The sequence below is a fragment of the Micromonospora sp. KC721 genome (assembly GCF_004348355.1).
Taxonomy (GTDB): Bacteria; Actinomycetota; Actinomycetes; order Mycobacteriales; family Micromonosporaceae; genus Micromonospora.
Window position 1 is genome coordinate 1 of record NZ_SMJY01000169.1, and the last position, 14,023, is coordinate 14,023.

General features: G+C 71.8%; 15 protein-coding genes and 1 tRNA gene. 13 read left to right on the forward strand and 3 right to left on the reverse strand.

The genetic code is table 11. The features are described from left to right. Window positions 1–1,047: glutathione S-transferase family protein (locus E1182_RS23585; protein ID WP_371687596.1), on the reverse strand; the 1,047-nt coding region annotated here is incomplete at its 3' end. A 57-nt stretch (window positions 1,048–1,104) separates the two neighbouring features. Continuing rightward, window positions 1,105–1,680: a Uma2 family endonuclease gene (locus E1182_RS23590; protein WP_132269055.1), complete on the reverse strand. Its 576-nt coding sequence runs from the start codon at window positions 1,678–1,680 to the stop codon at window positions 1,105–1,107. Between the two features lie 94 nt (window positions 1,681–1,774). On the opposite strand from E1182_RS23590, the gene E1182_RS23595 reads away from it, so the two are divergent. The 8 genes from E1182_RS23595 to E1182_RS23630 all read left to right on the forward strand — a co-directional run bounded on the left by E1182_RS23595 (window position 1,775) and on the right by E1182_RS23630 (window position 10,772). After that, window positions 1,775–2,365 (forward strand): NADH-quinone oxidoreductase subunit I, encoded by a 591-nt coding sequence (locus E1182_RS23595; protein ID WP_132269057.1) that lies wholly within the window; start codon window positions 1,775–1,777, stop codon window positions 2,363–2,365. Continuing rightward, window positions 2,365–2,943 (forward strand): NADH-quinone oxidoreductase subunit J, encoded by a 579-nt coding sequence (locus E1182_RS23600; RefSeq protein ID WP_132269059.1) that lies wholly within the window; start codon window positions 2,365–2,367, stop codon window positions 2,941–2,943. Before E1182_RS23595 ends, E1182_RS23600 begins: the two co-directional genes overlap by 1 nt. Further along, on the forward strand, window positions 2,940–3,356 hold the full coding sequence (gene nuoK / locus E1182_RS23605) for an NADH-quinone oxidoreductase subunit NuoK (protein WP_132269061.1): 417 nt from the start codon (window positions 2,940–2,942) through the stop codon (window positions 3,354–3,356). Before E1182_RS23600 ends, nuoK begins: the two co-directional genes overlap by 4 nt. Next, complete coding sequence (locus E1182_RS23610) at window positions 3,353–5,284, forward strand: NADH-quinone oxidoreductase subunit L (protein WP_132269063.1); 1,932 nt, start codon at window positions 3,353–3,355, stop codon at window positions 5,282–5,284. The genes nuoK and E1182_RS23610 overlap by 4 nt, the downstream gene beginning before the upstream one ends. Before the next feature lie 40 nt (window positions 5,285–5,324). Continuing rightward, complete coding sequence (locus E1182_RS23615; RefSeq protein ID WP_132269066.1) at window positions 5,325–6,827, forward strand: NuoM family protein; 1,503 nt, start codon at window positions 5,325–5,327, stop codon at window positions 6,825–6,827. Window positions 6,828–6,870: 43 nt separating this feature from the next. Beyond that, window positions 6,871–8,331, forward strand: a complete 1,461-nt coding sequence (locus tag E1182_RS23620) for an NADH-quinone oxidoreductase subunit N (RefSeq protein WP_132269068.1) — start codon at window positions 6,871–6,873, stop codon at window positions 8,329–8,331. Between the two features lie 146 nt (window positions 8,332–8,477). Beyond that, the gene (gene htpX / locus E1182_RS23625; protein WP_132269070.1) at window positions 8,478–9,356 is read left to right on the forward strand and encodes a zinc metalloprotease HtpX; all 879 of its coding nucleotides are present in this window, start codon (window positions 8,478–8,480) and stop codon (window positions 9,354–9,356) included. A gap of 156 nt (window positions 9,357–9,512) precedes the next feature. Then, window positions 9,513–10,772 carry an MFS transporter gene (locus tag E1182_RS23630; RefSeq protein ID WP_132269072.1) on the forward strand — a complete coding sequence of 420 codons (1,260 nt, stop codon included), beginning with the start codon at window positions 9,513–9,515 and terminating at the stop codon, window positions 10,770–10,772. Between the two features lie 236 nt (window positions 10,773–11,008). On the opposite strand, the gene E1182_RS23635 is transcribed toward E1182_RS23630, so the two are convergent. After that, window positions 11,009–11,503, reverse strand: a complete 495-nt coding sequence (locus tag E1182_RS23635; protein WP_132269074.1) for a YajQ family cyclic di-GMP-binding protein — start codon at window positions 11,501–11,503, stop codon at window positions 11,009–11,011. A 147-nt stretch (window positions 11,504–11,650) separates the two neighbouring features. On the opposite strand from E1182_RS23635, the gene E1182_RS23640 reads away from it, so the two are divergent. From E1182_RS23640 to E1182_RS23655, 5 genes are all read left to right on the forward strand, one after another. Next, window positions 11,651–11,734 (forward strand) — tRNA-Tyr (locus tag E1182_RS23640). Between the two features lie 153 nt (window positions 11,735–11,887). Continuing rightward, complete coding sequence (locus tag E1182_RS23645) at window positions 11,888–12,184, forward strand: hypothetical protein (protein ID WP_132269076.1); 297 nt, start codon at window positions 11,888–11,890, stop codon at window positions 12,182–12,184. Window positions 12,185–12,274: 90 nt separating this feature from the next. Further along, window positions 12,275–12,529 (forward strand): hypothetical protein, encoded by a 255-nt coding sequence (locus E1182_RS32490; protein WP_243706385.1) that lies wholly within the window; start codon window positions 12,275–12,277, stop codon window positions 12,527–12,529. A 23-nt stretch (window positions 12,530–12,552) separates the two neighbouring features. After that, window positions 12,553–12,732 carry a RidA family protein gene (locus E1182_RS32495; protein WP_243706386.1) on the forward strand — a complete coding sequence of 60 codons (180 nt, stop codon included), beginning with the start codon at window positions 12,553–12,555 and terminating at the stop codon, window positions 12,730–12,732. A gap of 342 nt (window positions 12,733–13,074) precedes the next feature. Continuing rightward, complete coding sequence (locus E1182_RS23655; protein ID WP_132269078.1) at window positions 13,075–13,608, forward strand: GDSL-type esterase/lipase family protein; 534 nt, start codon at window positions 13,075–13,077, stop codon at window positions 13,606–13,608. The last annotated feature ends 415 nt before the right edge of the window (window positions 13,609–14,023 follow it).

Genomic DNA, 14,023 nt, shown 5'->3' on the forward strand with positions numbered 1-14,023 from the left:
GACCCGCTCGGCGGGCGGCGGAGGGGGCGGCGGCGTGCCGTCGCCGAAGGGCCGCCCGCCGAGTTTCTCCCGGCCGTGCGGGGTGAGCCAGTTCGCCAGGTCGGGGCCGACCGGCACCACGCCGGTCGGGTTGATGTCCCGGTGCACCTCGTAGTAGTGCCGCTTGATGTGGTCGAAGTCGACGGTGTCCCCGAAGCCGGGGGTGGTGAACAGGTCCCGCGCGTACGCCCACAGCACCGGCATCTCGGACAGCTTCTGCCGGTTGCACTTGAAGTGGCCGTGGTAGACCGGGTCGAAACGGACCAGGGTGGTGAACAGTCGCACGTCCGCCTCGGTGATCGTGTCGCCGACCAGGTACCGCTGCCCGGACAACCGCTCGGTCAACCAGTCCAGCCGCTCGAAGAGCCGGTGGTACGCCTGCTCGTACGCGTCCTGGCTGCCGGCGAAGCCGCACCGGTAGACGCCGTTGTTCACGTCGGCGAAGACCACCGCGTTGACCTCGTCGACGTCCTCGCGCAGGTGCTCGGGGTAGAGCTGCGGCGCGCCCTTGCGGTGGTACGCCGTCCACTCGGTCGACAGGTCCAGGCTCATCTGCGCGTAGTCGTTGGTGACCACCTGCCCGGTCGGCACGTCCACCAGCGCCGGCACGGTGATCCCCCGCTCGTAGCCGGGGAACCGCGCGAAGTACGCCTCCTGAAGACGCTCGATGCCCAGCACCGGGTCGCGCCCGTCCGGGTCCAGGTCGAAGGTCCAGCTCCGGGCGTCGTGGGTCGGACCGGCCACCGCCATCGAGATGACGTCCTCCAACCCGAGCAGCCGCCGGACGATGATCAACCGGTTGGCCCACGGGCAGGCGCGGCTGACCGCCAACCGGTACCGGCCGGGCTCCACCGGCCAGCCGTCGCGGCCGTCGGTGGTGATCCGGGTGGCGATGTAGCGCTGGTCCCGGGTGAACTCGCCACCCGGCTCGACGTACTTCCCGCCGGTCGTCTCGCCCACGTCGCCCCCTGGTGTCCCGCCTGCCGTCGCCTCCTCATCTTCGCCGATCACCGGCCGGTCGGCTCGGCGAGCGGGCTGGATCACGCCGCGGGCTGGTGGCCCGGCTCAGCGGCCCCGGGGCGTGATCCGGGCCAGCGGAATGTCCATTTCCCACGGCTCGGGCAGCAGGATGCCGTCGGTCATCCGCGCCTGCTCGACGTAGATCTGCTTGACCGGGTCGAGCTTGTGGGCGTGCACGACGATTCCCGCCTCGGTCTCGACCCGCCAGAAGTACGGGATGTCCGCCTCGGCGTACAGCGCGGGCTTGAGGACCCGGTCAATGCTGCGCGAGCCCTCGGAGACGATCTCGACCACCAGCAGGACCTCGTTCGGCCGGTACTGCGACGGGTTGCGCACCGACGCGTCCAGCTCGGTGACCAGCAGATCGGGGATGAAGGACCGTCGGCGGGAGATTCGTACCTCGACGCCCTGGGTGACGTCGAGGTCGGCGGGGCAGGTCTCCTCCAGAGCGGCCATCAGGCGGCCGGCGATGGACTGGTGGAGTCGCGTGGGGGAGGGCGACATCAGCAGGTTTCCGTCCAGGAGCTCGGGACGGCGGCGGCCGTCGTCGGGCAGGCGGTCGAGGTCGTCGGTCGTCCACTCACCCGGCGGCGGAAACTCGTCGTGCATAGCGGCGGTCATCGACCGGTCCTTCCCGGTGTGTCGTTCTCCCGTGCTCACGATAACGCCGGGAAGGGCCGGGTGGTGGTCGCGCGCGCCGGGGCCACAGGGCAGGATGAGCGGCATGAGCGAGCGCAGCGGTCTTCCCGGCACGGGGCTGGTGAAGGGCCTGGCGGTCACCCTGAAGACGATGACCAGCCGGTCGACCACCCAGCAGTACCCGGACGTCGCACCCGAGCTGCCACCCCGCTCCCGGGGCGTGATCGCGCTGCTGGCGGAGAACTGCACGGTCTGCATGCTCTGCGCCCGGGAGTGCCCGGACTGGTGCATCTACATCGACTCCCACAAGGAGGAGGTGGCGGTGCCCGGGGCCGCCCGCCCCCGCCAGCGCAACGTGCTCGACAAGTTCGACATCGACTTCTCGCTCTGCATGTACTGCGGCATCTGCGTCGAGGTCTGCCCGTTCGACGCGCTCTACTGGTCGCCGGAGTTCGAGTACGCCGAGTACGACATCAAGGACCTGCTGCACGACAAGGACCACCTCGGCGAGTGGATGGGCACCGTCCCGCCGCCGCCCGCGCACGACCGCAACGGCGAGCCGGCCAAGGAGGAGGCCACCGCCGCGCGCAAGGCCGCGGCCCCCAGCAGCCCTCCCGCCGGGGTACGCCCCGAGCCGGGCCCCGCCGCCGACCCGGGTACGACCTGATGACCGGGGCGGACGTGCTGCTGCTCGCCCTCGGCGCGGTGGCGGTCGGCGCGGGGGTGCTCGTGGTCGCGACGAAGCACCTGGTCCGGGCCGGCCTCTACCTGGTGGTCTGCCTGGGCGCGCTGGCCGGCGACTACCTGGTGCTCACCGCAGAGCTGGTGGCCTGGGTGCAGGTGCTGATCTACGTCGGCGCGGTGGTGGTGCTGCTGCTGTTCGCGGTGATGCTGACCCGCGCCCCGATCGGCGCCTCCGACGACCTGGACCGTCCCGGCTGGCCCGCCGCTCTCATCGGCGGTGGCGCCGGGCTGGGGTTGGCCGTGCTGCTGGTGGACGCGTTCCGCTGGTCCCGGGTGGAGCTGCCCGCCGCCGGCACCGCCGAACGCCTCGGCGAGCAGGTGTTCCGCGCCTGGGTGCTGCCGTTCGAGGTGCTGTCGGTGCTGCTGCTGGCCGCCCTGGTGGGGGCGATCGTGCTCTCCCGTCCCGACATCGGCCGCCGCCCCGACGCCACGTCCGGCGGTCCGGTCCGGGACGCCGCGACGCCGGCCGGCCGGGTCGCCGACGAGGGCGGTCGCGGGTGAGGCCGGTCATCCCGTACCTCACCGCCGCGTTCCTGTTCGGCCTCGGCGTGTACGGCGTGCTGCGCCGGCGCAACGCGGTGCTGGTGCTGATGGCGGTCGAGTTGATGCTCAACGCCGTCAACCTGGTGCTGGTCACCGCGGACACCACCGCGCGGGCTGTGTTGCCACACGGCGGGCAGGTCTTCGCGCTGTTCGTGATCGTGCTGGCCGCCGCCGAGATCGGCGTCGGTCTGGCCATCGTGCTCCAGCTCTACCGGATGCGCGCCAGTGTGGCGGTCGACGAGGTCCCGCTGGCCGAGCCACCGGCACCGGTCCCCGCCGCCGGGCCGGGTGCCCGGGCGGCAGCGGCGCACGGTGGCGCCGGTGTAGACGGTCCGGGCACGGACGCCGACCGGACGGAGGAGCGACGGTGACCGGGCTGCTCGGGGTCGCGCTGCCGACCGTACCGCTGGTCGCGGGACTGGCCGGGTTGCTGCTGCCGGCGTCGCCGAAGGGCGCGACCACCGGGCAGGACCGGGCCCGGCGGGTGGCGATCGGCCTGGGTGTGGCGGGCGCGGCCGGCGCGCTGGTGGTCGCGCTGGCCCTGCTGGCCCGGGTCGGCGACCCGGTGGAGACCTCGACCACCTGGATCGACCTGGGTGGCCTGCGGGTCACCCTGGGTGTCCGGCTGGACGGGGTGGCCGTGCTGGTCGCGGTGGCGGTGGCGGCGGTCGCCCTGGCCGTGCAGGTGTACTCGACCGCCTACCTGCGCCGGGGGCCGCACGACGACGTCGAGGTGGACCACCGCTACCCGCCGTACGCGGCACAGATCAGCCTCTTCACCGCCGCGATGCTGCTGGTGGTGGTCGCCGGTGACCTGATCCTGCTGCTGGTCGGCTGGGAGGTGATGGGGCTCTGCTCCTACCTGCTCATCGCGCACGACCGGCGGCTGCCCGAGGCGCCGGCCGCCGCGATGAAGGCGTTCCTGGTGACCCGGGTGGGGGACGTCGGTTTCCTGCTCGGCATCGCGTTGCTCGGCGTTTCGGCGGGCAGTTTCCGGATCGCCGACGTGCTCGCCCACGACCACGCCACCGGCCCGCTCACCGTCGCCTGCCTGCTGCTGCTCGCCGGGGTGGCCGGCAAGAGCGCGCAGTTCCCGCTGCACACCTGGCTGCCCGACGCGATGGCCGGCCCCACCCCGATCTCCGCGCTGATCCACGCGGCCACCATGGTCGCCGCCGGCGTGTACGCGGTCGCCCGGCTCTTCCCGCTGTTCGAGGCGGCTCCGGTGGCGCTGGCCGTGCTCGGTGTGCTGGGCGCGACGACCCTGCTGCTGGGCGCGCTCGCGGCCACCGCGCAGGACGACCTCAAACGGGTGCTCGCCTGGTCGACGGTCTCCCAGATCGGGTACATGACCGGGGCGCTCGCCGTCGGTGCGCCGGTCGCCGCGCTGTTCCACCTGCTCACCCACGCCGCCTTCAAGGCGCTGCTCTTCCTCGCCGCCGGTGCGGTGATCCACGCCGTGGGCACCACCCTGATGTCCCGGATGGGCGGGTTGCGCCGGGACATGCCCGTCACCTTCTGGTGCACGGCGGTCGGGCTCGGCGCGCTGGCCGGGGTGCCGCCGCTGTCCGGCTTCTGGAGCAAGGACGGCGTGCTGGCGGTGGCGCAGGCCGCCGCGCTGGACGGCGCCGGGCCCGCCCCGGCCTGGGTGGGCTGGCTGGTCTGGCTGGCCGGGCTGCTCGGGGTGGTGGTCACCGCCTGGTACGCCACCCGCCTGCTGCTGCGTACCTTCCTCGGCGAGCGCCGGCTGCCGCTGCTGCGTCCGCACGATCCGACGGCGGCGATGCGCTGGCCGGTGCTGCTGCTGGCCGTGGCGGCGGCGCTGCTGGGGCTGGCCGGCTTCGTCCAGCCCTTCGCCGACCGGTTGCTCTTCCCGGTGGTGCCGACGGTGCCGCCGGACGACGTGCTGCTCGTGCACGTCGGTCCGGAACTGGTGCTGCCCACCGTGCTGCTGCTGGTCGGGGCGGCGCTGGCCTGGGCCGGCTGGCGACGGGCGCCGGCAGGTGACCCGGCGACCGTGCTGGGCCCGCTGCGGCCGGTGTTCGCCCGCGCGTTCCGGCTCGACGACGTCCAGCACGCCCTGGTCGTACGACCGGTCACCGCTCTGGCCCGGCTGGCGCGTACCGGGGACGAGGTCGGGGTGGACGGGCTGGTGGAGGCCACCGGACGCGCGGCGCGCGGCCTCGGTGGCGTACTCGCCGCGGGGCACCGGGCGGCACTGCCTCGCGCGGCAGGCGCGGTGCTCGCCGGAGCCCTGCTGATCGGCCTCGCGGCCGTCCTGATCGGTGGTTCGCCATGACCGTTTCGCGAGCCGCGCAGTCGCGAGCCGAGGGGAAACCGTGAGTTTCGGAGAGTTCCTGCTGGTCGCGGTGTTGGCGCTGCCGGCGGTCGGGGCGGTGCTGGTGGCGGCGACCCCCCGGGACCGGGCCGCCCGGCTGGTCGGTACGGCGGTCGCCGGACTGACCCTGGTCGCCGCGGTGCTGCTGGCCGTCGGCGACCGTGGCTGGGTCGGCTACGGCCCGGCGCCGGCGGTGCTGCCCTGGCACCGGCTCGACCTGCCCTGGGTGCCGGGCCTCGACCTGCGCTTCCATCTCGGGGTGGACGGCCTCTCCTGGCCGCTGGTGGTGCTGACCGCGCTGCTCACCGTGCTCTGCTGCGGCTACACCGTCTGGCGGGTGCCGGCGGGCGGCAGTGGCCGGGCCCTGGTGGCGTTGCTGCTGGTGGTCGAGGTCGGCATCCTCGGTACGTTCCTCGCCCTGGATCTGGTGCTGTTCTTCGTCTTCTTCGAGGTCGTCCTGCTGCCGATGTACGCGATCATCGCCGGTTGGGGCGGCGACGAGCGGCGGCGGGCGGCCCGTAGGTTCGCGCTCTACACCCTGCTCGGTTCCGTGTTGCTGCTCGTCGGCGTCTTCGTGGTGGTCGCCGACGCCGGGACCGCCGACGTGGTGGCCCTCACCGGTGGCACGGGCCTGTCCCGGGGCACCCAACTGGCCGCGTTCACCCTGCTGGCGCTCGCCTTCGCGGTGAAGAGCCCACTCTGGCCGCTGCACTCCTGGCTGCCCGACGCGCACACCCAGGCCCCCACCGTGGGCAGTGTCATCCTCGCCGGGGTGCTGCTCAAGATGGGCACGTACGGTCTGGTGCGGATGGCGGTCGGGGTGGCGCCGGAGGGGGCGCGGTGGGCTGCCCCGGTGCTCGGCGTGCTCGCCGTCGCCGCGATCATCGTCGGTTCGCTGGTCTGCCTCGCCCAGGACGACCTGAAGCGGCTCATCGCGTATTCCAGCGTCGGGCACATGGGTTTCGTGCTGCTCGGGGTGGCCACGCTGACCGCTACCGGCATCCAGGCCGCGCTGATCGGCAACATCGCGCACGGCGTGATCACCGGCCTGCTCTTCTTCCTCGCCGGCGCGATCAAGGACCGCACCGGCACCGGCTCGCTGGCCGAACTGTCCGGGCTGCGGGAGACCGCGCCCCGGCTCGCCGGGCTGCTCGGCTTCGCGGCGGTCGCCTCGTTGGGCCTGCCCGGGCTGGCCGGTTTCTGGGGGGAGGCGTTCGCCGTCGTCGCCGCCGTCCAACGCGGTGGTGGGCTCTGGACCACGCTGGCCGTCCTGGCCGCGATCGGCGGCGCGCTCACCGCCGCGTACTTTCTGCGGCTGCTGCGGCAGGTCACCCACGGGCGGCCCACCCCGGCGGTGGCCCGGGTCGCCCCCGGCCTGGCCGGGGCGGAGGTGGCCGCCTGGACGCCGCTGGTGCTGCTGGCCCTGGCGGTGGGGCTGGTACCGGCACTGGTGCTCGGCTACGCCACCGCTCCGGTGGACGCCCTGACAGCGGTGCTCCCATGAGCGCGGGCGGTGGCCCGGTGGAGGTGCGGCGGAAGTGGGCGGCATGAGTCTGGTGCAGAGCGTCGACAACGTGGCGCTGCTGCCGGCGTACCTGGCGGCCGGCACCGCCGTCCTGGTGCTCCTGGCCGACCTGCTGCTGGCCCGGGCGGGCGCGACCGTGGCGGTGGCCGCCGCGGGCGCGATCGCCACGATGGCCGGCGCGGCGGCGGTGGGCGCGGTGGGAACCCGGCGCACCTTCTGCGTCGGGGCCGACTGCTCCTGGGTGTTCGACGCTCGCGCGGCCCTGGTCGCTGCCGTTTTCGGTCTGCTCACCCTCGGGGTGCTCGGGCTCTCCGGGCCGCTGCTGGGCGCCGGCCCGACCCCGGTGGGGGAGTACTGCTTCCTGCTCGCCTGCTCGATGACCGGCGGTGTGGTGCTCGGCGCGGCCGGTGACCTGATCACCCTGATCGTCGCGTTGGAGACCCTCACCCTGCCGCTGTACGTCCTGGTCGGGCTGCGTCGGGGCAGCCTCGCCAGCGCCGAGGCGGCGGTCACCTTCTTCGTGGTCAGCGTGGTGGCGACCACGCTGACCCTGCTCGGCGCGGCGCTGTTGTACGCGGTCACCGGCGCTCTGCACCTCGACCGGCTCGGTGCGCTGCTCGGCGCCGCCGGCGACCTGCCGTTGACGACCGCCGCGGTCGCGCTGGTGGTGGCTGGGCTCGGCTTCAAGGTGGCGGCGGTGCCGTTCCACGCCTGGGCCCCGGCCACCTACGACGGCGCACCGCTGCCGGTGGCGGCGTACCTCTCCACCGCCTCGAAACTCGGTGGGGTGGTCGCGCTGCTCGCCGTGGTGCAGCGGGCGTTGCCGGCCGACGTCACCGGCCCGGTGCTCGCCGGGCTGGCCGTGCTCACCATGACCGTCGGCAACCTGGTGGCGCTGCGCCAGCGGCGTACCGTCCGGTTGCTGGCCTGGTCGTCGGTGGCTCAGGCCGGCTACATCCTGGCGCCGCTGGGCGCGCTGGCGCTGGCCACCGGCCGCACCGCGGACGCCCGTGCCACCGCGTACGCGGCGGTGGTCGCGTACGCGGTCTTCTTCGTGGCGCTGGAACTGGTCGCGTTCGCGGCGCTGGTGGCGTTGCGGCCGGTGGGCACGGACGGCGGCACGCTCGACGACCTGCGCGGCGCGGCCCGCCGGCAGCCCTGGATCGGTGCGGCGTTCGCACTGGCGCTGACCGGTCTGGCCGGGCTGCCACCGGGCCTGGCCGGCCTCTTCGCCAAGGTGACAGTGGTCCGTTCGGTGCTGGACGGCGGCGCGGGCTGGCTGGCCCTGGTGGTGGCGGTCAACGCGGTGGTTGGTCTCGCGTACTACCTGCGTCTCACCGCCGTCCTCTACGCCGACGCCGACGCCGCCGTCCCGGCCGGCCGACCGCCCTGGCCGGTGAGCGCGGCGTTGGCGGTCGCGACCGCCGTGACCGTGGTGCTCGGCTTCGCTCCCCAACTGGTCCTGGCCCTCGCCGCCGGCTGACCACTGCCCCACAGGCGGTGGCCGCGCTCCCAGCGGGCGCACAGGATGCTCCAGGCAACTCCCAGTCATGAGCAGGATGGTTGCGGGGTACCGGTGATGTTGTACGGGTCGGCGGGTCCCGCGACCCGCGCACCGAAGGAGTGACCGTGCATCACAACCGTCTGAAGACCGCCGCGCTGCTCGGCCTGCTCACCTCGCTGATCCTGGCGGTGGGCTACTGGTTCGGCGGCAGCGGTGGTCTGGTCATCGCCGTCATCGTCTCGCTGCTGATGAACGGCATCACCTACTTCTACTCCGACAAGCTCGCGCTGCGGTCGATGCGGGCGCAACCGGTCAGCGAGGCGGAATTCCCCGAGCTGTACCGGATGGTCCGGGAGTTGGCTACCGAGGCACGGCAACCGATGCCTCGGCTGTACGTCAGCCCCACCTCGCAGCCCAACGCGTTCGCCACCGGGCGTAACCCGCAGAACGCGGCGGTGTGCGTGACACAGGGGATCACCGAGATCCTGGACCACCGCGAGCTGCGCGGCGTGATCGGCCACGAGCTGTCGCACGTCTACAACCGGGACATCCTGATCTCCAGTGTGGCGGCGGGTTTGGCCGGCATCATCACCATGCTGGCCAACATCGCCTGGTTCATCCCGTTGGGTGGCGGCGACGACGAGGACGCCCCGAACCCTGCGGTGTTGCTGCTCACGCTGATCCTCGGGCCGATCGCGGCCACCCTGATCCAGTTGGCGATCAGCCGCAGCCGCGAGTTCCAGGCCGACGCCTCCGGTGCCCAGCTGACCCGGGACCCGCTGGCCCTGGCCAGCGCGCTCCGGAAGATCCACATGGGTACGCAGATGCGTCCGCTGCCCGTGCAGGGCCAGCTGACCAGCACCGCCCACCTGATGATCGACAACCCGTTCAAGCGGGGTGGGGGCATCGCGGCGCTCTTCTCCACCCACCCCCGGATGGAGGAGCGGGTCGCCCGGCTGGAGCAGATGGCCGTCAACAGCGGCCCGGTGCGGTTCCAGCGCTGACCCCGTAGAACCCGAATCCGCCCGGGGCCGGTTCGCCGGCCCCGGCGGATCGCGCTGCGCACAGGCGCATACCGGCATAATCGGTTCCCGGCGGCGGCACCCCGGCGTTAGGGTCGGCACGGCTTCTCACCCATAACCCCCTTCCGGAGGTCGGCCGTGGTCGCACTGCGCCAGTACCTGGGCGTCTGGCGGATTCCCGGTGCGCCGGTGCTGCTGCTCCTCGGCATCCTCGGGCGGCTCGGGATCGGCATGACGCCACTGGCGCTGCTGCTGGTGGTGGAGCAGGTGACCGGCCGCTACTCGCTGGCCGCCGTCGCCGGCGGCTGCTACGCCCTCTCCGGGGCCGCGTTCAGCCCGGTCGCCGGCCGGATCGCCGACCGGCTCGGCCCGACCCCGGTCCTGCTGACCACCGCCGTGGCCCACCCGCTCGCCCTCGCCGGGCTGCTCTGGGCCAGCCGCGCCGACCGGGGCAACATCGCGATCTACCTCGCCGCCGGTCTGGCCGGCGCCACGTACCCGCCGCTGACCGCGGCGCTGCGGGGCGCCTGGAACGACCTCACCGACCCGGCCTCCGGCCGGTACCACCTGCGCAACACGGCGCTCGCCGCGGAGACCACGCTCTTCGAGCTCGTCTTCGTGCTCGGTCCCCTGCTGGTGGCCGGTTTCGTGCTGGTCGCCGACGCCGCCGCCGCGCTCGTCGGCGCCGCCGTGGTCACCCTGGTCGGCACCACGGCGGTGGCACTCGGGCAGGTAATGCGTGGCTGGCGGCCACATCCGCGTGAACACCACGCCCGAGGGCTCGGCCCGCTCCGGGTCGGCGGCTTCCCCGCCCTGCTGGTCTGCGTCGCCGGCCTCGGCATCGCGTTCGGAGCGGCCGGCGTGACGGTGCCGGCCTTCGCCGCCGACCGGTCCACCGGCGGCGACCCGGAGAGCCTCGCCGGCCTGCTGCTGGCCGTCTGGGGCGTCGGCAGCGCCCTCGGTGGCCTCTGGTTCGGCCTGCGCGAGCCGTCAACCGCCATGACCCGACAGTTCGCCTGGCTGCTCGGCGCAGTGGCCGGCAGCTTCGCGGTCTTCGCGGTGATGCCCACCCCACTGGCGCTCGGCATTGCCCTGGTGGTCGGTGGGGCCACCATCGCGCCCGCACTCACCCTGGAGAACACCCTGGTCGGGCGGATCGCCCCGACGAGCATGCTGAACGAGGCGTACACCTGGGTCGTCACCATGTCGGTCGCGGCTAGCGCCGCGGGCGGTGCCGTCGCCGGACTGATCGTCGACCACGGCGGCGGGACGACCTGGGCGTTCCTGTTCGCCGGGGCGGCGGTCGCCGTCGGGGCCGGGGTCGCCGCCCTGCCGGCCGGGCCGATCGTCCGAGCGGAGGCCACCGCGGTACGCGTCGAGCAACCGGTTGCGGTCTGACCGGTTTCTGGCCTGCCTTGCTGGGGTCGGGGTAGCCGTCAGGTGTGCGGGTCGGGGTGACGGGTACCCCGGCGATCATGTTCCTCTTCTTCTCGAACCGGATCGGCTGCCTCGGTTCGATCCTGGTGAGCGCGATCCTGACCGTGCTGCTGTTGCTGATCTTCTCGCGCTGAGCGGAGCGCGCGCCGCTGGGTCCGCCCGCCGACCGGCCCGTGGAGCCGGCCGGCGGTCGGGGCTTACCGGTAGTTGGTGAACTGGAGGGCGACGCCGAAGTCCTCACCCTTGAGCAGGGTGATGACGGCCTGGAGGTCGTCCTTCTTCTTGCCGGTGACCCGCAGCTGGTCGCCCTGGATCTGGGCCTGTACGCCCTTGGGGCCTTCGTCGCGGATCTTCTTGCTGATCGCCTTGGCCTTGTCGGAGTCGATGCCCTGGATTACCTTGGCGTCGATCTTGAAAATCTTCCCCGAGGCGCGGGGGTCGCCGGCGTCCAGCGACTTCAGCGAGATGTTCCGCTTCACCAGCTTCTCCTTGAAGACCTCCAGGGCGGCCCGGACCCGCTCCTCGGTCTCTGCCTGGAGGCTGATGCCCTCCTCACCCGACCAGGAGATCTCGGCGCCGGTGCCCCGGAAGTCGAACCGCGTCGCGAGCTCCTTCTCCGCCTGACGGAGGGCGTTGTCGACCTCCTGGCGGTCGACCTTGCTCACGATGTCGAACGACGGGTTCGCTGCCATGCTCATGCTCCTGCTGTCCGGCGGTCTGTGCTCGTATGTCCCCCGCTGAGCAGCGGTGCGACCCCCTGACGGTACCCGGTTGCGACGTACCCGGGGGCGACCGCTATCCTTGGCTCCGCTGCCGCGCGACGCGCGGTGGCACGCCCTGGCGGGTTGCCCGAGCGGCCAATGGGAGCGGACTGTAAATCCGTCGCGAAAGCTACAGAGGTTCGAATCCTCTACCCGCCACCAGGGAACGGCAAGGCCCTTGACCTGCGGAAACGCTAGTCAAGGGCCTTAGTCGTCTTCTGTCGCTGTTGACCGCCATTGCACCTGATCGACCCACCGATCGGGCACGTATCGGGCACGCGAGGGGGCTAACGTCATGGGTGAGCTTGAGGAGCTGTGCTCACGATCGCGCGACACCTCGAACTCGACTGGCAGTACGTCGAGCGTGTCGAGGCGTGGAATACCGAACGCATTACCGATGTCCGCTCGGCTGGCCGTAGAGCTGGGCGTCGGATCGGCTACAAGATCGCCACTTTCCAGTCTCACGCGGACGATGACGGCAGGGTCGTCGTAATCGTTGCGGTGCGGGAGCCGCCGAACGCCGAGGAGCGCTGCCGGATGACGGACCGGGGGATGCTGCTCATAAATGACTTCTGGTCGAAGCTGCTGCCGGGCGACGACCGCGAGCCGTAGCAGCGTCAGTTTGGAAAAGCGTGATCCACCGTCCGTGACGCCTGGAACGCCTACTCGCATCGGTCATGGTGCTGGCCGCTCGGGCCGCCGATGACCGCTCGGGCTCGTGGCTACTGGCCCACGAATGGCCATCTGGAGCTATCGCTTCACAGCCCTCTCAGCCTATTGCGGCATGATCGCTACACGTCAGCGATCAACCCGTCATCGGTTCCCGAAGCCGTCGGTAGCTATGTCAACGGGCTGGATGTCACCGGTGCCCGCCGGATGCTGTTCATCAGCGGCCAGATTCCGCAGGACCGTCAGGGTCAGGTTCCTGAAGACATCGAGGTCAGTGCCGGCACCTGACCGGCGTGCTGCAGGAAGCTGACATGGATGTCACCAACCTCGTAAAGGTCACGACGTTTCTGTCAGACCGCGCGTACGCCTCGGTCAATACTGCCGTGCGCAATGAAGTCCTCGGCACTCATCGTCCCGCCCTGACGGTGACCCTGGCCGGCATCTGGGATCCGGCCTGGCTCATCGAGATCGAGGCCATCGCGGCTGCCTAACAACTCGACTATTCGCAGCGTCGTGATCCGCCCCCGGCTGATCTCCGAGGAGGGCCGGGGTTCGGGGCGGAGCCCCGAGGTCTTCAAGGGTCCTGGTCGTCCTTGAAGCGTGGCCGGCCGGCCCGGCCGATGCCGGCCGGAGGTCGCCAGCAGGCCGGGGCCGGGCCGGCGCCGCCTTGATCCTAAACAGGCAGATTCGGCAACCTATCGGGCGCGTGCGCTGTGCTCCGTCGGGAGATGCGCGACAGTCTTCCGCCAGGTGATGCGCGACAGGGGTTCATGATCGGTCGGTCTGGCCGGCCACCGAGGCTGAATGTCGGTGGCCGGGGGCAGGATGCTCGCATGACTGTTCTACTGCTCGGTGACAGCAACCTCGTCCTGCTCGAGAACCAGCACCCGGACCTGATGCCGGTCGCCTTCGGTGCCGATGTCGAGTCTCGGGCTGTTGGTGGCGCCTGGTCGGGGTCCCTGCGCGGCCAGGTCGGCGATCGGAATCCGGCGGCGTATGACGCGGTCGTGCTGTCGATCGGGAGTAGCGACAGCCATCCCGACTACTCGAGTTCCCCAGACCTCTTCCGAGAGAACGTGACCCGAGAGTTGGAACGCGGGGGTCGGTGGGTCGCCCTCGTGCCGCCGGGCGTGGCTCGCGCGCACGGGCCGTTCGACACCGGCGAGGTCAACGCCCTGATCAAGGAGTACGCCGCGGTGCTGGCCGAGCTGGTCACGACGCATGGCGGTACGGCGATCGAGGTGCGGGCGGTGACCGACCGGCTCGGGCCGGCTGCGTTCGACCCCGACGGCAGGCACCTGTCGCGCGCGACCTACGAGGCCCTGGTACCGCAGATCGCCGCAGCGCTCGACACCATGTCCCGGTGACCGGTCAGCCAGCCCGATAACGTCCTGCCGGCACACGACGACCGGCCCCGGCTCGGGAACGCCGAGCCACGGACCTTCGTCTGCGACCCAGAACCGCAGCCGCGAGCCCAGCGCTATCGGCTGTCGGCGGCGTCATACCTTGAACCAGCCGCCCCACGGACGGCACCCTCGGTTTCTAGACCACCTGCCGTACTTCAGGTGACGGAAATCTGTCGCACCTCTCCTGTCGGATCACAATCACAGGAGGCGATTGTCGTGTCCCGCCTGATGCTTTACACCGGCGTCCCACTAGTGCCTCGTCTTTGAACGTTGATCGTGTAATCCGTCGGTTCTGAGGACGGATCGGGCAGGCTGTCTCCCGACGTTCATGGGAGGTGGTGGCCGGTGGGCAGACGCCCGGAGGTGTTCGTCCGGC

Excerpts from the sequence above, each read along its gene's own strand:
- E1182_RS23590 (WP_132269055.1), bottom strand. The coding sequence starts at position 1,680 with ATGACCGCCGCTATGCACGACGAGTTTCCGCCGCCGGGTGAGTGGACG.
- E1182_RS23595 (WP_132269057.1), top strand. The coding sequence starts at position 1,775 with ATGAGCGGCATGAGCGAGCGCAGCGGTCTTCCCGGCACGGGGCTGGTG.
- E1182_RS23600 (WP_132269059.1), top strand. The coding sequence starts at position 2,365 with ATGACCGGGGCGGACGTGCTGCTGCTCGCCCTCGGCGCGGTGGCGGTC.
- E1182_RS23620 (WP_132269068.1), top strand. The coding sequence starts at position 6,871 with ATGAGTCTGGTGCAGAGCGTCGACAACGTGGCGCTGCTGCCGGCGTAC.
- E1182_RS23635 (WP_132269074.1), bottom strand. The coding sequence starts at position 11,503 with ATGGCAGCGAACCCGTCGTTCGACATCGTGAGCAAGGTCGACCGCCAG.
- E1182_RS32490 (WP_243706385.1), top strand. The coding sequence starts at position 12,275 with ATGACCGCTCGGGCTCGTGGCTACTGGCCCACGAATGGCCATCTGGAG.
- E1182_RS32495 (WP_243706386.1), top strand. The coding sequence starts at position 12,553 with ATGGATGTCACCAACCTCGTAAAGGTCACGACGTTTCTGTCAGACCGC.
- E1182_RS23655 (WP_132269078.1), top strand. The coding sequence starts at position 13,075 with ATGACTGTTCTACTGCTCGGTGACAGCAACCTCGTCCTGCTCGAGAAC.